The sequence below is a fragment of the Dickeya fangzhongdai genome, assembly GCF_002812485.1.
Classification (GTDB): domain Bacteria; phylum Pseudomonadota; class Gammaproteobacteria; order Enterobacterales; family Enterobacteriaceae; genus Dickeya; species Dickeya fangzhongdai.
In genome coordinates, this window is record NZ_CP025003.1 from 1,546,967 (window position 1) to 1,570,295 (window position 23,329).

The 23,329-nt window shown below is 55.4% G+C and carries 19 protein-coding genes; 18 read left to right on the forward strand and 1 reads right to left on the reverse strand.

All coding sequences use genetic code 11. The features are described 5' to 3' along the window. The first annotated feature begins 10 nt into the window (after window positions 1-10). The 18 genes from wcaJ to CVE23_RS07255 all read left to right on the forward strand — a co-directional run bounded on the left by wcaJ (window position 11) and on the right by CVE23_RS07255 (window position 21,857). On the forward strand, window positions 11-1,417 hold the full coding sequence (gene wcaJ / locus CVE23_RS07165) for an undecaprenyl-phosphate glucose phosphotransferase (protein WP_038660661.1): 1,407 nt from the start codon (window positions 11-13) through the stop codon (window positions 1,415-1,417). Between the two features lie 24 nt (window positions 1,418-1,441). Then, window positions 1,442-2,506 carry a dTDP-glucose 4,6-dehydratase gene (gene rffG / locus CVE23_RS07170; protein WP_038660659.1) on the forward strand — a complete coding sequence of 355 codons (1,065 nt, stop codon included), beginning with the start codon at window positions 1,442-1,444 and terminating at the stop codon, window positions 2,504-2,506. A 25-nt stretch (window positions 2,507-2,531) separates the two neighbouring features. Next, window positions 2,532-3,401 carry a glucose-1-phosphate thymidylyltransferase RfbA gene (rfbA, locus tag CVE23_RS07175; protein ID WP_038918361.1) on the forward strand — a complete coding sequence of 290 codons (870 nt, stop codon included), beginning with the start codon at window positions 2,532-2,534 and terminating at the stop codon, window positions 3,399-3,401. Between the two features lies 1 nt (window position 3,402). After that, complete coding sequence (gene rfbC, locus CVE23_RS07180; protein WP_100849176.1) at window positions 3,403-3,939, forward strand: dTDP-4-dehydrorhamnose 3,5-epimerase; 537 nt, start codon at window positions 3,403-3,405, stop codon at window positions 3,937-3,939. Further along, complete coding sequence (gene rfbD, locus CVE23_RS07185; protein WP_100849177.1) at window positions 3,936-4,793, forward strand: dTDP-4-dehydrorhamnose reductase; 858 nt, start codon at window positions 3,936-3,938, stop codon at window positions 4,791-4,793. The genes rfbC and rfbD overlap by 4 nt, the downstream gene beginning before the upstream one ends. A gap of 174 nt (window positions 4,794-4,967) precedes the next feature. Then, window positions 4,968-5,888: a glycosyltransferase family 2 protein gene (locus tag CVE23_RS07190; protein ID WP_038918364.1), complete on the forward strand. Its 921-nt coding sequence runs from the start codon at window positions 4,968-4,970 to the stop codon at window positions 5,886-5,888. After that, entirely contained in the window at window positions 5,885-7,156 is a 1,272-nt protein-coding gene (locus CVE23_RS07195) for an oligosaccharide flippase family protein (protein WP_100849178.1), read from the forward strand. Before CVE23_RS07190 ends, CVE23_RS07195 begins: the two co-directional genes overlap by 4 nt. Window positions 7,157-7,253: 97 nt before the next feature. Further along, window positions 7,254-8,090 carry a glycosyltransferase family 2 protein gene (locus tag CVE23_RS07200; protein ID WP_038660640.1) on the forward strand — a complete coding sequence of 279 codons (837 nt, stop codon included), beginning with the start codon at window positions 7,254-7,256 and terminating at the stop codon, window positions 8,088-8,090. A 192-nt stretch (window positions 8,091-8,282) separates the two neighbouring features. Continuing rightward, the gene (locus CVE23_RS07205) at window positions 8,283-9,710 is read left to right on the forward strand and encodes a mannose-1-phosphate guanylyltransferase/mannose-6-phosphate isomerase (protein ID WP_038918367.1); all 1,428 of its coding nucleotides are present in this window, start codon (window positions 8,283-8,285) and stop codon (window positions 9,708-9,710) included. Between the two features lie 13 nt (window positions 9,711-9,723). Further along, entirely contained in the window at window positions 9,724-11,097 is a 1,374-nt protein-coding gene (gene cpsG / locus CVE23_RS07210; RefSeq protein WP_038660632.1) for a phosphomannomutase CpsG, read from the forward strand. Window positions 11,098-11,202: 105 nt separating this feature from the next. After that, window positions 11,203-12,210, forward strand: coding sequence for an NAD-dependent epimerase (locus CVE23_RS07215; protein ID WP_038918369.1), 1,008 nt, complete (start codon window positions 11,203-11,205; stop codon window positions 12,208-12,210). 236 nt (window positions 12,211-12,446) lie between these two features. After that, the gene (locus CVE23_RS07220; protein WP_038920852.1) at window positions 12,447-13,613 is read left to right on the forward strand and encodes a nucleotide sugar dehydrogenase; all 1,167 of its coding nucleotides are present in this window, start codon (window positions 12,447-12,449) and stop codon (window positions 13,611-13,613) included. An 83-nt stretch (window positions 13,614-13,696) separates the two neighbouring features. Continuing rightward, complete coding sequence (locus tag CVE23_RS07225) at window positions 13,697-14,596, forward strand: sugar phosphate nucleotidyltransferase (RefSeq protein ID WP_100850422.1); 900 nt, start codon at window positions 13,697-13,699, stop codon at window positions 14,594-14,596. A 287-nt stretch (window positions 14,597-14,883) separates the two neighbouring features. Beyond that, the gene (locus CVE23_RS07230) at window positions 14,884-15,765 is read left to right on the forward strand and encodes a CgeB family protein (RefSeq protein ID WP_167389542.1); all 882 of its coding nucleotides are present in this window, start codon (window positions 14,884-14,886) and stop codon (window positions 15,763-15,765) included. Window positions 15,766-15,950: 185 nt separating this feature from the next. After that, the gene (gene gndA, locus CVE23_RS07235) at window positions 15,951-17,357 is read left to right on the forward strand and encodes an NADP-dependent phosphogluconate dehydrogenase (protein ID WP_038918370.1); all 1,407 of its coding nucleotides are present in this window, start codon (window positions 15,951-15,953) and stop codon (window positions 17,355-17,357) included. 913 nt (window positions 17,358-18,270) lie between these two features. Then, window positions 18,271-18,891 (forward strand): YjbF family lipoprotein, encoded by a 621-nt coding sequence (locus CVE23_RS07245; protein ID WP_308420906.1) that lies wholly within the window; start codon window positions 18,271-18,273, stop codon window positions 18,889-18,891. 9 nt (window positions 18,892-18,900) lie between these two features. Next, complete coding sequence (locus CVE23_RS07250) at window positions 18,901-19,680, forward strand: capsule biosynthesis GfcC D2 domain-containing protein (protein WP_038918374.1); 780 nt, start codon at window positions 18,901-18,903, stop codon at window positions 19,678-19,680. Further along, complete coding sequence (locus CVE23_RS07255) at window positions 19,680-21,857, forward strand: YjbH domain-containing protein (RefSeq protein ID WP_038918375.1); 2,178 nt, start codon at window positions 19,680-19,682, stop codon at window positions 21,855-21,857. Before CVE23_RS07250 ends, CVE23_RS07255 begins: the two co-directional genes overlap by 1 nt. A gap of 94 nt (window positions 21,858-21,951) precedes the next feature. Here CVE23_RS07255 and CVE23_RS07260 read toward each other — a convergent pair whose 3' ends face one another. Next, complete coding sequence (locus CVE23_RS07260) at window positions 21,952-23,001, reverse strand: hypothetical protein (protein WP_225622647.1); 1,050 nt, start codon at window positions 22,999-23,001, stop codon at window positions 21,952-21,954. Window positions 23,002-23,329: the final 328 nt, after the last annotated feature.

Here is a 23,329-nt window from a genome sequence, read left to right on the forward strand (position 1 = left end):
GTGAACGACTATGGTCAGGAAAAAAGAGAGTGTAATTTATGCTATTCCCTCGCTGGTTTCAGTATTACAGCGTTTTTCTGATATGACTGTAATCTTTATCAGCGTGCTGCTGGCATGCCTGGTGACAAAAAAAGAGATATCGACGGCGTCGTATTTGATCGCCTTAATCAGTTTCTCCGTCTTCCAGTTGCTGGCGGGTTTTACCAATTTTTATCGTTCGTGGCGTGGTGTCGGTATTTATACCGAAATCCGTACCCTGATTATTAATTGGGGTGTCAGCGTCACCTTCGGTGCCGGTATTTTATCTTTGGTGCCGAATCAATATATCGGTTATCATTTTCATGCGGTCTGGTTTTTATTTACCGTGGCGGGATTTGTGATATCACGCACCCTGATTCGGGTAGTGGTGCAATATCTGCGAAAAATGGGTTACAACAAGGTCAATGTGGCGTTTATCGGCGCGCAACCCTCCGGGCCTTATCTGGCGGAGAGCATCAAGCAGGCGCCCTGGATGGGGTTGAACATCATTGGCTATTTTTCCGAAAACAGCCAGTTCCAGTACAGCTATGAGCGCAATGGCGTGCGTTGTCTGGGGAATGTGGAGGAGCTGATTCGGCTGGCCCGCAAAGGGGATCTGGACAAGATTTACGTCTCGTTCTCGCTGCAGGAAGCGGAATTGATCAACCACCTGATGTCGGAACTGACGGATACCACCTGTACCGTGATGCTGGTGCCCGACATTCTGGCGTTCAACGTGCTGCAGTCGCGCAGCGACATCATCAACGGTATTCCGGTGGTGTCGCTGTATGATTCGCCGATGAGCGGCGTGAACCGTTTGCTCAAACGTCTGGAAGACATTGTGGCCGCGTCGATTATTACTGTGCTTATTTCCCCGCTGTTATTGGGTATTGCGTTGCTGGTCAAATTGACCTCCAAGGGGCCGGTGATTTTCCGGCAGAGACGTTACGGCATGGATGGCAAGGCGATAGAAGTGTGGAAATTCCGCAGTATGACGGTGATGGAGAACGGCGATACCGTGATCCAGGCCAGCAAAGGCGACAAGCGTGTGACGCCGGTGGGCGCTTTTCTGCGCCGCACGTCGCTGGACGAACTGCCGCAGTTCATCAATGTCATTCGCGGCGAAATGTCGATCGTCGGGCCGCGTCCGCACGCGGTGGCGCACAACGAACAGTATCGTAAGCTGATCAAGGGGTACATGCTGCGGCACAAAATGAAGCCAGGTATCACCGGCTGGGCGCAAATTAACGGTTGGCGCGGTGAAACCGATACTCTGGAGAAGATGGAAAAGCGGGTGGAATGCGATCTTTTCTATATCGAAAACTGGAGCGTCTGGCTGGATATCAAGATTATATTTTTGACAATCTTCAAAGGATTTGTGAGTAAATCCGCGTATTAACACATTTCTGAAAGGTCACTATTCATGAATATTCTTGTAACGGGTGGGGCTGGGTTCATTGGTTCAGCCGTGGTGCGTCATATCATTCAGCACACTCAGGACCGGGTAATGGTGGTGGATTGCCTGACTTATGCCGGTAATCTGGCGTCGTTGAAAGAAGTGGCATCCGATCCCCGTTTTTTGTTTGAAAAAGTCAACATCTGCGACCGGGCTGGGCTGGATCGGGTGTTTGCGACCTTTCAGCCGGATGCGGTCATGCATCTGGCGGCGGAAAGCCATGTCGATCGTTCCATCGACGGCCCCTCCGCTTTCATTGAAACCAATATCACCGGGACTTACACCCTGCTGGAGGCGACGCGGCATTACTGGTCGGCGCTGCCGGAGGCGAGCAGGGCGGCTTTCCGCTTCCATCACATCTCCACGGATGAAGTGTACGGCGACCTGCACGGCACCGATGATCTGTTTACGGAAACCACGCCTTACGCGCCGAGCAGCCCGTACTCCGCCTCCAAAGCCGCCAGCGATCATCTGGTGCGCGCCTGGCTGCGGACTTACGGTCTGCCGACGCTGGTGACCAACTGCTCCAACAACTACGGCCCGTATCATTTCCCGGAAAAACTGATTCCGCTGATGATTCTCAACGCGCTGGAAGGAAAACCGCTGCCGGTTTACGGCAAGGGCAACCAGATCCGTGACTGGCTATACGTCGAAGATCATGCCCGGGCGCTCTACACCGTCGTGACCACCGGCGAGGTTGGGGAGACCTACAACATTGGCGGTCATAACGAACGGAAAAACATTGAGGTGGTGAAAACCATCTGCGCCCTGCTGGATGAACTGCGGCCGGAGAAGCCGGCAGGCATCCGCCACTACGACGAGCTGATCACCCATGTGACCGATCGGCCGGGGCACGATCTGCGTTATGCGATCGACGCGTCGAAAATCTACCGTGAACTGGGCTGGAAACCGCAGGAAACCTTCGAGTCCGGCATCCGTAAAACGGTGGAATGGTATCTGGCGAACGAGGCCTGGTGGCGCAGCGTTAAGGATGGCTCCTATACCGGTGAACGCTTAGGTTTAACCCTTTAATCGTATTCTAGTTAAGGAAAGTTCAATGAAAGGCATTGTACTGGCAGGCGGTTCAGGAACGCGACTCTATCCGATTACCCGCGGGGTATCGAAGCAGCTGTTGCCCATTTACGACAAACCGATGATCTATTACCCGATTTCGGTACTGATGCTGGCCGGTATCCGGGACATTCTGATTATTTCGACCCCGGATGATCTGCCCGCCTATCGTCGGCTGCTGGGCAACGGCAGTCGGTTCGGCGTGAATCTCTGTTACGCCGAGCAACCTTCGCCGGACGGTCTGGCGCAGGCGTTTCTGATCGGCGAAACCTTTATCAGTGGCGATCAGTGCGCGCTGGTGCTGGGCGACAACATCTTCTTCGGTCAGAGCTTCGGCAAGAAGCTGGAAAACGTGGCCGCCCGCACCGAAGGCGCCACCGTTTTCGGTTATCAGGTGATGGACCCCGAGCGCTTTGGCGTGGTGGAGTTTGACGACAACAATCAGGCGATTTCGCTGGAAGAAAAACCCAGCACACCGAAGTCCAACTGGGCGGTGACCGGGCTCTATTTCTATGACCGCCACGTGGTGGAAATGGCCAAGCAGGTTAAACCCTCGGCGCGCGGCGAACTGGAAATCACCACGCTCAATGAAATGTATCTGCAACAGGGCAACCTGAATGTGGAAGTGCTGGGGCGTGGCTTTGCCTGGCTGGACACCGGCACTCATGACAGCCTGCTGGAGGCTTCCCAGTTCATCAGCACTATCGAGAAGCGTCAGGGCTTCAAGGTCGCCTGTCTGGAGGAGATCGCGTTCCGCAAAGGCTGGCTGACCCGCGAACAGGTGGCGGATGAAGCCCGGTACCTTGGTAAAACCCACTACGGTCAGTATCTGGCCCAGCTACTTACAGGGATGTGATATGCAAGTTCATGATACCGCCATTCAGGGCGTCAAAATCATTCAGCCCAAGGTCTTCGGTGATGCCAGAGGCTTTTTTCTGGAAACGTTTGAGAAAAACCGTTATCAGGAAATGCTGGATATCGACCTGGACTTTGTACAGGACAACCATTCCCGCTCGGCCAAAGGCGTGTTGCGCGGGTTACATTTTCAGACTGCCAATCCGCAGGGGAAACTGGTGCGAGTGGTGCGCGGCGAGGTGTTCGACGTCGTCGTGGATATTCGCCCGGATTCCCCGACCTACGGCCGTTGGGAAGGCATAGTGCTGTCGGAAGAAAACAAGACCCAGTTCTGGATCCCGCCCGGTCTGGCGCACGGTTTTTTGGTGCTGTCCGAACTGGCGGATTTCGAATACAAATGCACCGATTACTATAACCCGGCTCACGAAGGCTGCCTGCTATGGAACGATGCGGATATCGCTATCGACTGGCCGATAGCCTCCCCCCTGTTGTCGGAAAAGGATAAAAAGGGCAAATCCTTTAAGGAGTTATGGGCATGAAAGTCTTGTTAACCGGTGCTAACGGTCAGTTAGGGCGCTGCTTTCAGGATCGGCTGCCGGACGGGTGGTCGGTGCTGGCGACGGATACGGACTCGCTGGATATCACCGACGAGGCGCAGGTGCAGGCTACGGTGAAATCGTGGCAGCCGGACGCCATTGTCAATGCCGCGGCCTATACCGCGGTGGACAAGGCGGAGTCGGAACCCGAGCTGGCGGCGCGTATCAATGTCGCCGGGCCGGAATATCTGGCTCGCGCCGCCCGTCACCTGGGCGCGCGCTTTATCCATGTCTCCACCGATTATGTGTTCGATGGTACGGCGACCCGGCCGTATAGCGAAACCGACGCCACCCACCCGCTGGGCGTGTACGGTCAGACCAAGCTGGATGGCGAGCGGGCGGTGCTGAAGGTGAATCCGGCGGCGCAGATTGTGCGTACCGCCTGGGTTTTCAGCGAGTACGGCAACAACTTTGTCAAAACCATGCTGCGGCTGGGGCGGGAGCGGGATACCCTCGGCGTGGTGGCCGATCAACGCGGCTGCCCGACCTATGCCGGCGATATTGCCGACGCCATCATCAGCCTGTTGCAACAGCAGGCCGACGCCGATCTGTATCACTTCTGCGGCGATGAAGAGGTGTCCTGGCATGATTTTGCCGGCGCCATTTTCACCATCGCCGGCGAGCAGCAACTGCTGACCCGCACGCCGGTGGTCAACGCCATTACCACTGAGCAGTACCCAACGCCGGCAGCGCGGCCGGCTTATTCCACGCTGGATTGCGGCAAAATCGCCCGGCTGGGTATTCAGCCGTCCGCCTGGCGGGAGGCGTTGGGCGTTATCATCCCCAAATTGGTCTGATGATGTTCAGGCGCGGTAAACCCGTGGGGGCGTGATGCCCTCTTCCTTTCGAGTTGCAGGCGATAACCGGGCGAATCCCTGATGCGGATTTGTACGGTCAGTGCGCCTGCAGCTCGGGAGAGGGCGGGTATACCGCACATCGTTCTCGTATTTCCTTATCTTCGGTTGACAGAGATGACAGGTCACGATCGGATCAGTATCGCGTTGGCTACCTATAACGGTGGCCGTTATGTCAGACAGCAGTTGGATTCCATCCAGCATCAGACGCATCAGGACTTTATCATCCATGTGTGCGACGACGGTTCCCGTGATAACACGCTGGAGGTAATCCGGAGCCATGAACTCTATCAGCAGGGTAAAGTCCGCCTTTATCCCGGCAAAGGCGGGTTGGGCGCGATGAAAAACTTCCGCCGCGCCATTGCCTGTTGTGAAGACCGTTATATCGCTTTGTGCGATCAGGATGATTATTGGGTTCCGGAAAAGCTGGAGCGGTTGCTGAACGAAGTTAAAGCGCACGAACAGGAAGGGGAGACGCCGGTGCTGGCGTTTTCCGATCTGGAGATCGTGGATGCGGTGCTGGGGCCGATCTATCCCTCCTTCTATCGCGCGTCGATCAAGTCCTCGGCGGCCAGCCAGCCGGAAGACTTTGTGGTCAGCAACCATATTCCTGGCTGCGCCATGTTGTTCAATCGCGCATTGAAACAGCTGATGGAACCGATGCCGGACGACATCCGCATGCATGACTGGTGGATTGCGATGATCGCCGCTCACAGCGGGAAGATCGCGTATGTGGATAGGCCGCTGATCAAGTATCGCCAGCACGGCAATAATACCGTCGGCGTGCCCGGTATCCTGCGAAAACGCCTGCTGCCGGACAGCCTGCTGTGTCTCAGGGGCTATCCCACGGGTCACAAGCACAGCCGCATGATGTTGACCGCCCTGAAAAGTTTTTGCCAGCGGCATCAATCCGACAGCAGCGATTTTCTGCGGGTGATTCGCGGAGAAGCGGGCGTGCTGAGTAAGCTGTCGTTGATGCGGCGCGCCCGTAACGGCGAGCGGAAACTGCTGAGCTGTGCAATCTGGTGGATGGTATGAGTGACAAAAAGACAATAAAGCGCGAGGTTATCTATCTCTATATCATCCAGATTTCCAACATGCTGCTGCCGCTGGCGACCTTTCCTTATCTCACCAGAGTGCTGGGCGCGGAGTTCTTTGGCAAGCTCAGTTACGCCCAGTCCATCAGCTTTATCGCGTTGTTTATTGTCGATTTTGGTTTTAACTTCTCGGCCGCCAGAAAAGTCAGCGCGCATGCTGGCGATATGGCGGCCATCAATGCCCTGTACTCGAATGTGCAATGCGCCAAAACATTGCTGTTCCTGATAGTGATGGCGGCGGGGACGGTAGTCGACCTGTTGACGGCTCAGTCGGAGATAGACGGCATCCTGTTCTTCATCGGGCTGGCGTCCTCGCTGAGTTCGCTGCTGTCCGCCGCCTGGCTGTTTCAGGGATTGGGGAAGAACTCGCATCTGGCTATCCTGAACCTGGTGTTCCGTGCGCTGGCGCTGGGCCTGATCTTTCTGCTGGTCAGCTCGCCGGCGGATATTTATCTGGCGTCGGTGATTCAGCTGTTTCCGCCGGTGCTGGTCGGGCTGGTGATTCAGTGTCAGTTGAAACGCCGCGAATCGGTGAGCTGGCAGCTTTCCGGCGTAAACCGGCATACGGTGGCCGACGAAATCCGGGAGAGTTTTCACAACTTTTCCGCGTCATTGTTCACGCTGGGTTTTACTTATCTGAATCCGGTGGTGATCAAATTTATGTTCGGCGACGCCACGTTGGGTCACTACGCGGTGGCGGATCGGCTGGCATCGGTGCTGCGCCAGTTGTATAACCCGATCGTGCAAGGCAATTTCAGCCATATCTGCAGCCTTTACAACCGCCTGGAGTACCCGGCTATTCGGGCCCGGCTGATGAAGGTCATGATGATGTTTTCTTTGCTCACCGCCAGCGCTTTTCTGGGCAATCTGCTGGTGGGGACGCCGATTATCCACTGGGTCTTCGGCAAGGAATACGATATCGGGCATTTGCTGACCATCATGATCGTTACCCAGTTTGTGATCTCGTTGTCGATTATTCTGGTTAACCTGATCATTATTCCGGCCGGGCTCAGCATCTACCTGAAGCGGGTCTATTTCATCGGTCTGTTGTGCCATTTTTCCTATCTGTTTTTCTTTGCCCAATGGTGGGGCGTATATGGGGTCGCGATTGCGGTGGGCGCGACCGAGTTCATCATCACGGTGGTGTTCTTTTTTATGGTGATGAAAAAGAACATTCTGGGTAACCGGATGTTAGGGATGCCCCAATAAAATAACCGCCGCGCCAGCATTTCATGATGCAACACGGAAATATCGTGCATCTGAATGGAGTCGTCATTGCAATCCTGTTTTGCCAGGAGAGAGAGTCATGATTAAAAATGCAATTCTGGTGGTGTTGTACAATAAGGGACTGGAGTCGTCTACAACCTTGCAGACGCTGATTCAGCATCCGTTTAAATCTATAAAATTGACTATTCATAATAATGGTCCTTTTCGTATTTCCGAAGAAGACAGCTTTTTTCTGCGGCTGAAAACGATTTATGAACAGGTGGAATTGGTTAATTGTCTGGAAAACCAGCCATTGAGCCAGGTATACAATCGGTTTATCGCCAATAACCTGCAGGTGGAACGATGGGTTATTCTGGATGATGACACCACCATTAATGAATCATTCTGGTTTGCGGTGGAGCACACCCAGGCGGATATTGAATGCCCGCGGATTATTTCCAGCATTAATTACAAAACCTATTACCCGGTATCCAAAGGGGAAATTGTACTGAGTTATCAGGATCTGGACCCGGCGACGGCCTTTTCCATCGGCTCCGGGCTGATTATCCACCGCCGGTTATGGGATGTTTTCGAACGGCGTGGCCTGTCGCTGTTTGATGAAAACTACGCGCTGTACGGCGTGGATGTCAGCGTGTTTCGCCGCATACATCGCCTGAGCGCGTCCGGTGAAAAATTTGTGCTGAGAAGCAGCTGTTATCTGGAGCATGGGCTTTCCCGTTCGGAAAAAAAGGAAAGCGAATTCAGAATTGCAGAGAACCTGATCGACCTGGCTATTTCAGCCCGCCGCTATCCCCAGTTTCACTTGTATTACCATCTTGGCTGGCGGCTGTTAAAACAGTTTGTTCGATTACGCTTTAAAACCGTTATGGTTGCCACGCAGGCTTTTTTTCGCGGCAAGCACCCTCGCTGTAATTAATTTTTCTGCACGCTTTCTGATAAGCCCATTGCTATTGGGTTAATGCGTATCCGGCAATGTTAAAGCCTGAGACGACGGACTGAATTTATTTTCGGCTATTGAATGGCGATCACGTTAATAACGTAATTCACGTCAATTACGTTGATCGCGTCAATAGCCGCCACATATTTATCAAGTTTATCAAGGTGCGATATGTCTAACGTTATTCCTGTCATTATGGCTGGCGGTAGCGGCAGCCGACTATGGCCGTTGTCGCGTGAGCTGTTTCCCAAGCAGTTTCTGCCATTAGGCGACGAGAGCAACCGCAGCCTGTTGCAGAATACCCTGGCGCGGTTGCAGGGATTGTCGTTTCTGGCGCAGCAACGACCGCTGGTGATCTGCAATGAGGAGCACCGTTTTCTGGTCGCGGAACAGTTGCGCGAGCAACAGCAACTGGGGGGCAACATCATTCTGGAGCCGGTTGGGCGTAATACCGCGCCGGCGATTGCGCTGGCGGCCCATCTGAGCGTCAAGACCGATCCGGACAGCCTGCTGCTGGTGCTGGCTGCCGATCATCTGATCAGGAAAACCGATAACTTCCATCAGGCGATCCGCCAGGCGTTGCCCTATGCCCACGACGATAAGCTGGTGACCTTCGGCATCGTGCCGGAGTGCCCCGAAACCGGTTATGGCTATATCAAGACGGGCGGCGCGTTGTCCGGCGGCGGCTTCGCGGTAGACGAATTCGTGGAAAAACCGGATTTGGCGACGGCCGAGCGTTACCTGAAATCCGGCGCGTATTGCTGGAACAGCGGCATGTTCCTGTTCCGCGCGGCGAAATATCTGGATGAACTGCAACAGAACCAGCCGGATATCTACGAGCTGACCCGTGTGGCGATGGCGCGCAGCCAGCGCGATATGGACTTTATTCGCGTGGAGTCGCGCGCGTTTACCGACTGCCCCGGCGATTCTATCGACTACGCGGTGATGGAGAAAACCCGCGATGCGGTGGTGATCGCTTTTGACGCCGGCTGGAGCGATGTCGGCTCCTGGTCGTCGCTGTGGGAGGTGTCGGAAAAAGACGAGCAGGGCAACGTGACGGTGGGGGATGTGATTGCGCTGGATAGCCGCAACAACTACGTTTCTTCGTCCTCGTCGCTGGTGGCGACCATCGGCATCGACGACGTCATCATCGTCAACACCGGGGATGCATTGCTGGTGGCCGCCAAAGAACGGGCGCAGGACGTCAAGAAAGTAGTGGAACGCCTGAAAGCGCAAAACCGGCACCAGTTCCGCGATCATACCGAGTCGTTCCGCCCCTGGGGCAAGAGCAGCAATATCGATGCCGGCGAACACTATCGGGTGAAAAAACTGGTCGTGCACCCCGGTCAGGGGCTGTCGTTGCAACAGCATTTTCACCGCGCTGAACATTGGGTGGTGCTGGCGGGGACCGCCAGGGTTCAGGTGGATGACAAGACCTATTTTCTGGCGGAAAACCAGTCCACCTTTATTCCACCCGGCGCGGTGCACACGCTGGAAAATCCGGGCCTGATCGACCTCGTGGTGATTGAGGTCCGCTCAGGTCATTACCTGGAAGAGGACGATATCGTCCGTTTGCATGACCGCTATGGTCGGGTATGAAGGGAGAAGGACAATGCCCGCATTAACCTGTTTTAAAGCCTATGATATTCGCGGTGAACTGGGAACCGAACTGGATGAAGACATCGCCTACCGGATCGGACGCGCCTACGCCGAGGTGATTCAACCCACGCGCGTGGTGGTGGGCGGCGATGTTCGGCTGACCAGCGAATCATTGAAGCGAGCGCTGGCCGATGGCCTGCGCGACGCCGGGGTGGATGTGTATGACATCGGCCTGTCCGGCACAGAGGAAGTCTACTTCGCCACCTTCCATTTCGGGATGGACGGCGGGATAGAGGTCACCGCCAGCCACAACCCCATCAATTACAATGGGATGAAGCTGGTGCGCGCCGGTTCTCAACCCATCAGCGGTGATAGCGGACTGAAGGATATCCAGCGTCTGGCGGAGGAAAACCGCTTTGCGCCCGCCGACCCGCAGCGCCGCGGGCGCTATGAGCCTCTGGCGGCGTTGAAACCGTACATCGAGCACCTGATGTCGTATATCAACCCGCGCAATCTGACGCCGATAAAAATCGTCATCAACAGCGGCAACGGCGCCGCCGGTCACGTCGTGGATGCGCTGGAAGCGGAGCTGTGCCGTCATGGCGCGTCGGTGTCCTTTATCAAGGTCCACCATCAGCCGGACGGCACGTTCCCTAACGGCATTCCCAATCCGCTGTTGCCGGAATGCCGGGCGGATACCGCCCGCGCGGTGGTTGAACATCAGGCGGATTTCGGCGTGGCGTTCGACGGCGATTTTGACCGCTGCTTCCTGTTTGATCATCAGGGGCGTTTTATCGAGGGTTACTACATCGTCGGGCTGCTGGCGGAGTCTTTCCTGAACAAGGCGCCGGGCTCCACCATCATTCATGACCCGCGTCTGACCTGGAACACGGTGGATATCGTTACCGGCAAAGGCGGTAATCCGGTGATGTCGAAAACCGGTCATGCGTTTATCAAAGAACGGATGCGCAAGGAGGACGCCATTTACGGCGGTGAAATGAGCGCGCATCACTACTTCCGGTCGTTCGCCTACTGCGATTCCGGCATGATCCCGTGGCTGCTGGTGGCGGAATTGATCGGGGTGCGTGGGCGCTCACTGTCGCAGCTGGTCAGCGAGCGGATGCTGGCGTATCCCGCTTCCGGCGAGATCAACTCCTTGCTGACCGACCCGGCCGCGGCGATTGCCCGCGTGCGCGCCGCCTGGGAACCGCAGGCGCTGGCGGTGGATGAAACCGACGGCATCAGCCTGACGTTTACCGACTGGCGTTTTAATCTGCGCCGTTCCAACACCGAACCGGTGGTTCGGCTCAATGTGGAGTCGCGGCAGAATCCCCGACTGATGGAGGAAAAAACCCGTACGATTCTGGCGCTGTTGCGTCAGTGTTGAGGCGATCTCTGGCACCCTCTGCATGTTTTCAGTGGTTAGCGGGTGCTGAATCAGGGCGGTGGATGGTATTATCTCCGCCATTCAAGTCACGTTAAGAGTTCCTGAATGAAATTTCTTGTTACCGGCGCGGCCGGCTTTATCGGCTTCTATGCCTGTCAGTCACTCTGCGCCGCCGGCCATACGGTGGTGGGGATCGACAACCTCAACAGCTATTACGAGGTATCGCTCAAGGAAGCGCGGCTGGCGAAACTGCGCGCGCTGCCCGGTTTTCATTTTGAGCGGATAGATATTGCGGATAGCCAGGCGATGGCGGCGTTGTTCGCGGCGGAAAAATTCGAGCGCGTTATCCACCTCGCCGCGCAGGCTGGGGTGCGTTATTCGCTGGAAAACCCGATGGTGTATGCGGAAAGCAACCTGATCGGGCATCTGAATGTGCTGGAAGGGTGCCGTCATAACGGCGTCGGTCACCTGATTTACGCCTCTTCCAGCTCGGTGTACGGGTTGAACAGCAAAACGCCGTTCGCCACCGCCGACTCGACCGACCACCCGATCTCGCTGTATGCCGCGACCAAGAAATCCAATGAACTGATGGCGCACTCCTATTCGCACCTGTATGACCTGCCGACCACCGGGCTGCGCTTTTTCACGGTGTATGGACCGTGGGGGCGTCCGGACATGGCGCTGTTCAAGTTCACCCGCCGGATTCTGGCTGGCGAACCGATCGATATCTACAATCAGGGTGATATGTGGCGTGATTTCACCTATGTCACCGACATTGTGGAAGGCATGCTGCGCATGGTGGATCAGATTCCGGGACGCGATGCCGACTGGACGGTGGAAGGCGGTTCGCCGGCCACCAGTTCCGCGCCGTACCAGCTCTACAATATCGGTCACGGCAGCCCGGTGCGGCTGATGGATTTCGTAACCGCGCTGGAGTCGGCGCTGGGGCGTGAGGCAGTAAAAAACTTCATGCCGATGCAGGCTGGCGACGTTTATCAGACCTATGCCGATACCAGCGACCTGTTCGCTGTGACAGGCTATCGACCGCAGGTAGGGGTAGAAAAAGGGGTACAGGCCTTCGTGGACTGGTACCGGGATTTCTATCAGGCCTGAGCGAAATAAAGAGAAATATATACCCCAAATAATTCGAGTTGCAGGAAGGCGGCGACGCAGCGAATCCCCAGGAGCTTACATAAGTAAGTGACTGGGGTGAGCGAGGAAAGCCAACGCACCTGCGACTTGAAGTATGGCGGGTATAGACGGCATTACGCAGCGGACGTCTCTGCGGCTTTGCTATTGTTCTGTGGCGGGTACAGTGTGTTACCCCGTAGGATGAATGTGGACAGATGATGAAAATTGCAATTGCGGGTACCGGTTATGTTGGCTTGTCCAACGCCATGCTGCTGGCGCAGCATAATGAAGTGGTCGCGGTGGATATCGTCGCCGAAAAAGTGGATATGCTCAACAAAGGCATCTCCCCCATCGTGGATAAGGAAATCGAAGCCTATCTGCGTAACCCGGCGCTGAATTTCCGCGCCACGCTGGATGCCGTATCCGCCTATCAGGATGCGGAATTCGTCATTATCGCCACGCCGACGGATTACGATCCGAAAACCAATTACTTCAACACTCGCTCGGTGGAAGCGGTGATCAGCAAGGTGCTGGAAGTGAATCCGCACGCGGTGATGATCATCAAATCCACCATTCCGGTGGGATATACCGCGCAGGTTCGCGAGCAGTTCGGCACTGAAAATATCATCTTCTCGCCGGAGTTCCTGCGTGAAGGCCGCGCGCTGTACGACAACTTGTATCCGTCCCGTATCGTGGTGGGCGAGCGTTCTGAACGCGCCGAGCGTTTTGCCCGCCTGCTGGTGGAAGGGGCCATCAAAACCAATATTCCGGTGCTGTTTACCGGTTTAACCGAAGCCGAAGCGATCAAACTGTTCGCCAATACCTATCTGGCGATGCGCGTGGCCTACTTTAACGAGCTGGATACCTACGCCCAGACTCTGGGGCTGGACAGTAAACAGATCATCGAAGGCGTCGGGCTGGACCCGCGTATCGGCCAGCACTACAACAACCCGTCGTTCGGCTATGGCGGCTACTGCCTGCCGAAGGATACCAAGCAACTGCTGGCTAACTACGAATCGGTGCCGAACAACCTGATTCGGGCGATTGTCGACGCCAACACTACCCGCAAGGATTTCATCGCCGATTCCGTGATCAGACGGAGTCCGAAAGTGGTCGGTATCTACCGGCTGGTGATGAAAACCGGCTCTGATAACTTCCGTGCTTCCGCGATTCAGGGGGTAATGAAGCGCATCAAGGCCAAAGGGATCGACGTGGTGGTGTATGAGCCGGCGTTGAAAGAGTCGGAGTTCTTCCGTTCCCGCGTGATTCACAGTCTGGATGAGTTCAAACAGATATCCGACGTGATTCTGTCGAACCGAATGGCGCCGGAATTGTCTGATGTAATGGAAAAAGTGTATACCCGCGATCTCTTCGGCGCCGATTAGGTGTATTCTGGCGCCAGAAAAATTAATGTGGCGCGGTCTTTGTCGTCGCGGCAAACAGCAGCATGTTTTTGAGAGAACACGAAATGACAGCATTAAAAGCGATTATCCCCGTTGCCGGTTTAGGGATGAACTTGTTACCGGTTACCAAAGCGATTCCAAAAGAGATGCTTCCGTTGGTTGACCGGCCGGTAATCGAAAAGATTGTCAACGAGTGCGTCAATGCGGGAATTAAAGAGATCGTGCTGGTGACGCACGCCTCTAAAAACGCCATTGAAAACCATTTTGATACCTCTTTCGAGCTGGAGTCGATGCTGGAAGAGCGCGCCAAACGTCAGTTGCTGGCGGAAGTACAGTCCATTTGCCCGCCGGGCGTGACCATCATGAATGTGCGTCAGGGGCAGACGCTGGGTCTGGGGCACGCGGTGTCCTGCGCTCATCCGATTGTCGGCAACTCGCCGTTTGTGGTGGTACTGCCGGATGTGGTGATGGACGACGCTTCCGCCGATCAGTCGAAAGACAATCTGGCGCTGCTGATTTCCCGTTTTGAGCAGACCGGTCACAGCCAGGTGCTGGTAAAACACCGTCCGTACGAGGTGCTGCCGGAATATTCCATCGTGGAATGTGAGAACGCGCTGAATCAGGCGGGCGACGCTTCGGCGATCACCTCCATGATCGAGAAGCCGGAGCTGGCGCCGGTGGAAGGGTCGGACCTGTCCGCGGTCGGCCGTTATGTTCTGACTGCCGAAGCCTGGCCGATTCTGGAAAACACCCTGGCAGGCGCGTGGGGCCGTATCCAGTTGACCGACGCCATCGCCGAGCTTATCAAAACCCAGCAGGTTGATGCCGTTCAGATGGCGGGGCGTAGCTTCAACTGCGGTCGTAAGATGGGGTATGTGCAGGCATTCGTGTCCTACGGTCTGCGCAATCCGGAACTGGGTGGTGCTTTCAAAACCAAAATCAAAGCGCTGCTGGAAAAATATTAATCAACGCGCCATACCCGATAACACCCTGGTGTTATCGGGTTTTTTCTAGCTAAATTCCATATCATTAGCTTAATCATTAATTATATTTCGATTTATTATATTGTTTTTTATTCGGTTTATCCGACAAAAGCTGTTTTTTTTGTCAATATTGCTGATTTTCTTACACACATAGCATTTCGATGAAGAATATAAATAAGATTCTTATGGTCTGCCCGACAGGTTATGGGACGACCAAAAATGGACGCGATTTGGCCGAAGCGTTCATTTCTCTAGGGCATGAAGTTCATTTGGCAAACAGCGACTGCCGGCCGCTAATGCAGGCGTTGACGCCTAAATTCATGCGCAGCAAACAGTTTTCCGAACAGTGTCGGCTCTATTTTAATGAGCGCTTGTTAAAGCAATGCGCCGAGCTGCGTCCGGATATGGTTTTCGCAATAAAGCCGGTCAATATGTTCGCCGAGACGGTAAAAGCTATTTCCAATATGGGGATACTGACCTGTAGTTACTGGATTGACGATCCGCTGGATTTTGATCGTTCGGTGATTGCGTCGGCGCCGTTTGATATTTTCTTTACCAACGATCGCGGGTCGGTGGCCAATTATGCGCGCCACGGCATCAAGGCCCGGCACTTGCCTTCGGCCGTCAACCCGACGCTGTTTTATCCACTGAAGAAGGCGGCGTCGCGTTATGCGCTGAGCTTTGTCGGTACCTTTGCCGAGTATCGACGCAATGTGCTTAACCAGGTTGCCGTGCCGGTTCATGCTTTCGGTCCGGGCTGGAAAAAACATACCCGATCGAATGACCGGGTCATTCCGATGCCGGAAGTGTTCGGTAAAAAAACCAATCAGGTATTCAACCAGAGCCACATTAATCTCAATGTGCACACCTGGAACGGGGTTGGCACCGCCATGAATCTGCGGTTGTTTGAGGTACCGGCGGCGGGCGGTTTTCTGTTGACTGACTGGGTGGATGAAATCGGAGAGTACTTCACCCCCGGCGTTAATATCGAAACCTGGCGCAGTATCGATGAACTGAATGACAAAATCCGCTTTTATCAGCAGAAGCCGACCATTCGGGAAAAGATCACCGCGTCGTCGCGCGAGCACGTGCTGAAAAATCATCTCTACCGGCAACGTTGCCAACAGATTCTGGCCGATATCGCCTGCTGAAGCCTGTCTGACGTATAACAGTGAGACGAGTTACGCCCATGCAATACGCCGTGGGCGCAGACTCCCCGCCTGTTGCACCAATAACTACCCACCCGGCGTTAGCTGGGTTACCATGTCAGCCAGCTTTTTGTTGCCTGGGGCGCAGTCAGCCGCAGGCAGGTTACCTTCAGACAGGAGTTGCTTTAATGTCCAAACAGCAAATTGGCGTTGTCGGTATGGCGGTAATGGGGCGCAATCTGGCGCTGAACATTGAAAGCCGTGGCTATACCGTTTCCGTCTTTAACCGTTCCGCAGACAAAACGGATGAGGTGATTGCAGAGAATCCGGGGAAAAAACTGGTGCCGTGCTACACCGTTGAAGAGTTTGTTGAATCTCTGGAAAAACCGCGCCGTATCCTGTTGATGGTTAAAGCGGGCGAAGCGACGGATAAAACTATCGAGTCCCTGAAACCGTATCTGGAAAAAGGCGACATCCTGATCGACGGCGGCAACACGTTCTATAAAGACACCATTCGCCGTAACCGTGAATTGTCTGCCGAAGGGTTCAACTTCATCGGTACCGGCGTGTCCGGCGGTGAAGAAGGCGCGCTGAAAGGTCCGTCCATTATGCCGGGCGGTCAGAAAGAGGCCTATGAGCTGGTCGCGCCGATTCTGGAGCAGATCGCAGCCCGTGCTGAAGGCGAGCCTTGCGTAACCTATATTGGCGCTGACGGCGCCGGTCACTACGTGAAAATGGTGCACAACGGCATCGAGTACGGCGACATGCAGCTGATCGCCGAAGCCTACGCGCTGCTGAAGCAGGCGCTCGGGCTTTCCAACGAAGAACTGGCGAGCACCTTCTCCGAATGGAACAAGGGCGAGCTGAGCAGCTACCTGATCGAAATCACGGCCGATATCTTCACCAAGAAAGACGAAGAGGGTAAATACCTGGTCGACGTGATTCTGGATGAAGCCGCCAACAAAGGCACCGGCAAGTGGACCAGTCAGAGCTCGCTGGATCTGGGTGAACCGCTGTCGCTGATTACCGAGTCGGTGTTTGCCCGTTACCTGTCCTCGCTGAAGAACCAGCGTGTGGCGGCCTCTAAAGTGCTGAGCGGCCCGGCTGCCCAGGCGTTCAGCGGCGACAAAGCCGGGTTCGTCGAAAAAGTGCGTCGCGCGCTGTATCTGGGCAAAATCGTCTCCTACGCGCAGGGTTTCTCTCAGCTGAAAGCGGCGTCTGACGAAAACAACTGGAGCCTGAACTACGGCGAAATCGCCAAAATTTTCCGTGCCGGTTGCATCATCCGCGCCCAGTTCCTGCAGAAGATCACCGACGCCTACGCCGAGAACGCCGATATCGCCAACCTGCTGCTGGCGCCGTATTTCCGCCAAATCGCCGACGAATACCAGCAGGCGCTGCGTGACGTGGTGTCCTATGCGGTACAGCAGGGGATTCCGACTCCGACCTTCTCGGCGGCGATTGCCTATTATGACAGTTACCGTTCCGCGGTATTACCGGCCAATCTGATTCAGGCTCAGCGCGATTATTTCGGCGCGCATACCTATAAGCGTATTGATAAAGAAGGCGTATTCCACACCGAATGGTTGGAATAATATTCTGAAATATTTTTCATATTCTGAAACCGGGTAGAAATATCCGGTTTTTCTTTCTCAATATCTCCCCTCTAATAACTATACCCCAAATAATTCGAGCTGCAGGAAGGCGGCAGCTGAGCGAATCCCCAGGAGCTTACATAAGTAAGTGACTGGGGTGAGCGAGGCAGCCAACACACCTGCAGCTTGAAGTATGACGGGTATGAGACTTTTCCGATAATATTTCATCTCATTGTAATTAATGGGAAAAATATAACACTCTTGCGACTTGTCTTATTTCCTTAATCGTTCAATTTTGCTTTTCTTATTCTTTATCTGAGTATTGGTTCGGATCCTTCCCACGCGCTGGTGATTATTTCATGAAGGATGAATTGAAATAATTGCTTCACAGGCCGTGGGGAAGATCCAACCTGGCTGATTAATTCAGCCAGTCGTGGGTCAGGGGAGAGCTTCCGGGGTGTCCCCTGCCTGATGTCCTTAAACAGGAAATAAAAGGAAATGGTAATGATGAAGAAAACGCTAGCGATCCTGGTACTGGCTCTGGCCGTACCTGTGGGCGCACTGGCGGCTGGGCCGTCAGCAGGTAACGGTCAACCCGCTTTCCAGGGGGGGGCCGCAGCTGGTTCACACGCGTTTAGCGCAGCGAGTGGCCGCGGGTCGGGTTATGGCTATGGCTATGGCCACGGGGTTGGTCGTGGCGTCATGGGGGGCATCGTTTCTGCCGCCAGCAGCACAACCAGCACCACTGCGACCGGCACCTCAACCGTGACGTCAACTCGCGGTTAATGATGGGCTAATAACCAAGGCCACTCCGGTGGCCTTTTTTCTGCTTCAGGATGTTCAGGCGAGAACCCGAACAATGAAAAAAATCCTTGATTTAGCCTTGTTCCGGATGTTGGTGGTCGTTTTCTTCATGCTAGGACTCACAGGGTGTTCTCAGCAAATCAGTCAACTGGGCCGGGACTTGCGGCTGGCGTTGTGGGGAAGGGAAGGTGTCAGCATGACGCCGCAACAGGTGGAGCAGCTTCCCTATGCCTCAGCGTATCTGAAAGTGGGTAAGGCGCCGCGCGTCTTTGTGGTGCTGGCGTTTGTCGATAACCAGCAACTGAAGTGGGTGACGGAGGATAAAAACGTGGTGGTAACCCGCTTTGGCCGGCTGGTGAAAACGCAGGGGCTGGGTGAAGACATCCGGCAAGTCACCCAGTTGGACACCGACCCGCTCAGCCTTGGCTTGCTGAAACCCGGCACCCCAAAACAGTGGCACACCATCGTCAGCTGGTCGCAGGTGCTGCGCGGCGGTTACGACCAGCAATCGGTATTCGAGAACAAAGGCCCGGAGACCCTGACGATACTGAACATCCCACGGCAGACGGTGCGTTTCGACGAGCAGGTAACCGTACCGGCGCTGGGCAAACACTATACCAACCAATACTGGCTGGACCCGACTTCCGGTCAGGTCATCCAAAGCTATCAGTATATGGGGCCAAACATGGCTCTGGTGCAGTTCACTGTTCTTAAGCCATACAATCAATAAGGTAATTTTATGTTGTCATTCAATCGATTGGCTGCCTTGTTATTGCTGGTGGCCGGAACATCAGGGGCGGCGCAGTTAACGGTAAAGTATGCGGGCGAAACGTTGCCCGCCGTGGTGCTGAAAGACGGCACCCGTCTGGATCAGTTCTACGGCCAGATGACTTTCCCGGACAAGGTCAACTGGCAGACTGCGTTACTCACCAACGAACTTGTGACGGAAAAGGTCAAAGAGAAGGGAGAAAGGCTGCAGGCCCGGCTCTATCAGTTGCAGCTGGTCTGGCAGGTCGAGGGCGATGGCGACTGGGCGATCGCCGCCTGGTATATGGCGCAGGCGCTGAAACAGGTGAATACCGTCGGCCGGATCCGCGCCAGCATCGACCCGGATATCGTGCGTCTTTCTCAGCGGGATAATCGCCCGCTGGTGGGCAACTATACCCTCTACCTGTCACCCTATCGGGATCAGTTCTTTTTGTTTGGGCTGATCAGCACCGGCATTGATATCGGCACTCCGAACGTGTTCAAGGACATCGACCTCCAGTCAGGCTGGTCTGTCGAACAGTACATCGGCAGACGGCGTTTTCTGCCTGGCGGCGATAACCGCGACGGTTATCTGATTTCGAGCGACGGCCGCTGGCGCAAAGTTCCGCTGGCCATCTGGAACCGCCAGCACAATGAACCGGCGGCGGGAGAAACGCTGTTCATCGGTTTTGACCCTTCCATTCTGCCCGAGGGCTTCACGTCTCTGAATGAGCAGATCGCCGACTATCTTGCCAACCGGATTCCACACTAATGGCTAACAACCGAACTTTTAAACTGAGCTGCCTGTCGCTGGCGATTGGCAGCACATTAGGGACGTCGGTCTGGGCGGCTGAAGCGGATAACCAGGATGCGGCGAACCGCAGCGGTTATTACCAGCCCGCCGGCGTATCGCAGATGGATTTTGGCGGCGTAGGGCTATGGCAGATGCCGACGGCGCGCATGGCGGATACCGGCGAGTTTAGCGCCAGCTACCGCGACAACCAGGAATATCGCCGCTATGCCATTTCACTGCAGCCACTCGACTGGCTGGAGGCGACGCTGCGGTATACCGATATTCGTACCCGGCCTTACAGCACCACCCCCAGCTTCAGTGGCAGCCAAACCTACAAAGACAAGAGCTTCGACGTCAAGGCGCGGCTCTGGCAGGAAAGCCGCTGGCTGCCGCAGGTATCGCTGGGGTTGCGCGATATCGCCGGCACCGGTTTGTTCGACAGCGAGTATCTGGTAGCCAGCAAGCGCTGGGGGCCGTTTGATTTCACGCTGGGTATGGGCTGGGGCAACATGGCGCAGAGCGGCAACATTACCAACCCGGCCTGCCGGTTAATGTCGGGATTCTGTACCCGTTCCGCCTCAACGCAGACCGGGCAGTTCGCGGCGAAGAACTTTTTCCACGGACCGGCGGCGCTGTTTGCTGGGTTGGAATACCAGACGCCGTGGGATCCGTTGCGTATCAAGCTGGAGTACGACAGCAACGACTACAGCGTGGAGGCGGCGGACCAGACTCGCCCTGCGTCGCAGCATATCAAGCAGGACTCGCCGATTAACGTCGGCCTGGTGTACCGCGCCACCGACTGGCTGGATACGTCGCTGTCGTGGGAGCGCGGCAACACCCTGATGTGGGGCTTCACGCTGCGCACCAACTTCAACCGGCTGCGGCCGCAGCACCCGGACGACGAGCCGCCGGTTTACTTACCGGGAAAAAACGCAACGTTACCGGGAAAAAACGCAACGGCGAAAAATGCACAGGGCGGCACCGACTGGCAACGTGTTTCGCAGGAGCTGGACGAAAAGGCCGGCTTTACTCAACCGGATATTTATAGCGACGGCCAGCAGGTGACGGTGGTGGCGGAGCAGTATAAATATAACAGCGATGCCGAGGCCAGCCGGCGGGCGGCGACGGTGCTGGCGAACAATCTGCCGGACGACGTCGGGCAGTATCACATCGTCACCCGTAGCGGTCCGCTGACCGCCACCAGTACCCGTGTGGATGCGTCGGCGTTCCGCCAACTGGAGTCCGGCAGCACGCCGCTGGGGCTGGACGAGCCGGATCCCTATCATGTCGAGCCGCTGCCGGAGCCGAGTGGCCGTCAGGTGCTGCATACCGAGCCGCCGCGTTTCACCTACGGCATCGACCCCTCGCTGCAGCAGTCGTTTGGCGGTCCGGAATCGTTCTACATGTATCAGCTGTCGGCCAACGCCAGCGCCGATTACCGTATTACCAATAACTGGCGGCTGGGCGGCATGCTGAGCATCAACCTGCTCAATAACTATAACCAGTTCAACTTCAGATCGCCCCCGCAGGACGGCGCGGCGCTGCCGCGGGTCCGTACCCACATTCGCGAATATGTGACCGCTTCGGACGTACAACTGACCAACCTGCAGCTGTCGCGTTACGATCATCTGTCGCGCGACTGGTATACCCAGGTCTACGGCGGTTATCTGGAAATGATGTACGCCGGGGTCGGGGGCGAAGTGCTGTATCGGCCGTTTGGCAGCAGCTGGGCGGTGGGGATGGACGTCAACTACGTCAAGCAGCGGGACTGGGACGATCCGCAGCGGCTGAGGGATTACAGCGTGACCACCGGTCACCTGACCACGTATTGGTCGCTGCCGTTCGTCAAAGGCGGGCTGGCGAAAATCAGCGTCGGGCGTTATCTGGCCGGCGATAAAGGCGTCACGCTGGATCTGTCGCGCCGTTTCGACAGCGGGATCGTGGCCGGCGCGTTTGCCACCGTCACCAATGTCAGCGCCAGCGAATATGGCGAAGGCAGTTTCACCAAAGGGATCTACTTCACCATCCCGTTCGATTTGCTCTTCAGTTCACCGACCACCCGTCACGGCTCCATCGGCTGGGTACCGCTGACCCGCGACGGCGGCCAGATGCTGGATCGGCGCGACGTACTGTACAACATGGTGGACCGGGAATAATGGTGGTCAGGGGATAATCAAGAGTAGTGAGGGGATAATCGAATCACCCGGTCAATGTGCAGCGCCTTCCGGAAAACGGGAGGCGCCGCCAGTATCAGAGTTGAGGCTGTAGTGACGAGGGGGAAGGCAGCGGGCGTACCGCTCTGGTCCGCTGGCGATGTAGCTTGCTACTGACCATCATCATGGTGACAAACAGAAACAGCCCGGGTGAAAAGTAACCATAGCCGCGCAGGAAAAACTCGACCGCGTAGGCGATCACCACCGCCATGGCGATTTTCAGCAGCGTTGATTCCATATCGGTGTTATCGCGGATGCGGTTGATGGTGTTGACGGCTTTTTTCAGGATCAGCATGTAGCCGATACTGATCAGCAGACCGACGGCGCCGAATTCGCTGACGATTTTCGAGGCCAGGAAGCCGCCGTCGTTACGGTTGAAGTCGCTGCCGGCGAGCGACTGGATGACATAGCCGTATTGGCCGACCCCATTGGTGCCGGCCATTTGCAGCCCCAGGCCAAGGCCGTGGCTTTCCAGCAGCGCGTTTTTGGCGTCATCCAGCCCTTGCAGGAATACCAGCGTCGTGAGGTTGTCGGTATCGTCGCTGATGGTCAGGCGCGAGCCGAAGTAGGCGATGGCCGGCAGGTCGGAAAAGTAGGTCAGCATGAAATACACCGCCGCAACCAGCACCACGATGATCGTCAGCATCAGGGTAATGCGCCGCGCCATCCAGAAGATGAAAATCGCCATCATGCAGAACACCAGCAGCGTCAGGCTGGGGAAAATCAACGCCTGCAACAGCAGGTTCGCCAGCAGCACCACGCGTTCCCGGTTTTTCATCAGAATGCCGCTGGCGCAGACAAAGATACCGACCGTCAGGGCGTAATGACTCTCTTCGGAAAAAGGAAACACCGCCTTGGGTTTCGCAGCGTAACTGCCGATATCAATGCGATGGATGACCGAGATCCAGCCGAGCAGCAGCAGGGTATAGGTGACGGCCCGGAAAACGGAAGCAAGGGTGGCGGGCGGGACGGTCAACAGACGGTTGGAAAATAGCGTGGCGCCAAGAAAAATAATAATCAGCGCCGGTAACGTGAAGAGTGGTTTGTAATTGTCATAGAAGGCGGCGATATAACCGGACTGCGCCATTAATATAAATACCGCTATCGAAAAAAGTAAGATTTTTCCACTGGAAAAGGCTAATTTCTTCATACAGCGTAAGCCATAAATATAGATGGCTGTGATGGCTACCATCATGCCGGGCGCCAGCGAGGATTGCTGGAGAAATACAAACACAAACTGTGGTATCAGGAAAATGCAAAGCATTGCCCAATAAAGAGAATTATGTTTTATGGTTGCTTTCAATTTTCAACTCCCATACTCAGTTGAAGTGTATTTTTAGTGATGATAAATCAGATTGAATTAAATCTTTAATTATTTTTGCAGAAAATTTATGACATTTATCGGCGCTATTGTT

What these genes read in the sequence shown, in the direction of transcription:
- wcaJ (WP_038660661.1), top strand. Translation starts at nt 11, where the DNA reads ATGGTCAGGAAAAAAGAGAGTGTAATTTATGCTATTCCCTCGCTGGTT.
- rfbD (WP_100849177.1), top strand. Translation starts at nt 3,936, where the DNA reads ATGAAAGTCTTGTTAACCGGTGCTAACGGTCAGTTAGGGCGCTGCTTT.
- CVE23_RS07225 (WP_100850422.1), top strand. Translation starts at nt 13,697, where the DNA reads ATGACAGCATTAAAAGCGATTATCCCCGTTGCCGGTTTAGGGATGAAC.
- CVE23_RS07195 (WP_100849178.1), top strand. Translation starts at nt 5,885, where the DNA reads ATGAGTGACAAAAAGACAATAAAGCGCGAGGTTATCTATCTCTATATC.
- CVE23_RS07215 (WP_038918369.1), top strand. Translation starts at nt 11,203, where the DNA reads ATGAAATTTCTTGTTACCGGCGCGGCCGGCTTTATCGGCTTCTATGCC.
- rffG (WP_038660659.1), top strand. Translation starts at nt 1,442, where the DNA reads ATGAATATTCTTGTAACGGGTGGGGCTGGGTTCATTGGTTCAGCCGTG.
- CVE23_RS07200 (WP_038660640.1), top strand. Translation starts at nt 7,254, where the DNA reads ATGATTAAAAATGCAATTCTGGTGGTGTTGTACAATAAGGGACTGGAG.
- cpsG (WP_038660632.1), top strand. Translation starts at nt 9,724, where the DNA reads ATGCCCGCATTAACCTGTTTTAAAGCCTATGATATTCGCGGTGAACTG.
- CVE23_RS07250 (WP_038918374.1), top strand. Translation starts at nt 18,901, where the DNA reads ATGTTGTCATTCAATCGATTGGCTGCCTTGTTATTGCTGGTGGCCGGA.
- CVE23_RS07260 (WP_225622647.1), bottom strand. Translation starts at nt 23,001, where the DNA reads ATGGCGCAGTCCGGTTATATCGCCGCCTTCTATGACAATTACAAACCA.
- CVE23_RS07255 (WP_038918375.1), top strand. Translation starts at nt 19,680, where the DNA reads ATGGCTAACAACCGAACTTTTAAACTGAGCTGCCTGTCGCTGGCGATT.
- rfbC (WP_100849176.1), top strand. Translation starts at nt 3,403, where the DNA reads ATGCAAGTTCATGATACCGCCATTCAGGGCGTCAAAATCATTCAGCCC.
- CVE23_RS07245 (WP_308420906.1), top strand. Translation starts at nt 18,271, where the DNA reads ATGCTAGGACTCACAGGGTGTTCTCAGCAAATCAGTCAACTGGGCCGG.
- CVE23_RS07220 (WP_038920852.1), top strand. Translation starts at nt 12,447, where the DNA reads ATGAAAATTGCAATTGCGGGTACCGGTTATGTTGGCTTGTCCAACGCC.
- CVE23_RS07190 (WP_038918364.1), top strand. Translation starts at nt 4,968, where the DNA reads ATGACAGGTCACGATCGGATCAGTATCGCGTTGGCTACCTATAACGGT.
- rfbA (WP_038918361.1), top strand. Translation starts at nt 2,532, where the DNA reads ATGAAAGGCATTGTACTGGCAGGCGGTTCAGGAACGCGACTCTATCCG.
- CVE23_RS07205 (WP_038918367.1), top strand. Translation starts at nt 8,283, where the DNA reads ATGTCTAACGTTATTCCTGTCATTATGGCTGGCGGTAGCGGCAGCCGA.
- gndA (WP_038918370.1), top strand. Translation starts at nt 15,951, where the DNA reads ATGTCCAAACAGCAAATTGGCGTTGTCGGTATGGCGGTAATGGGGCGC.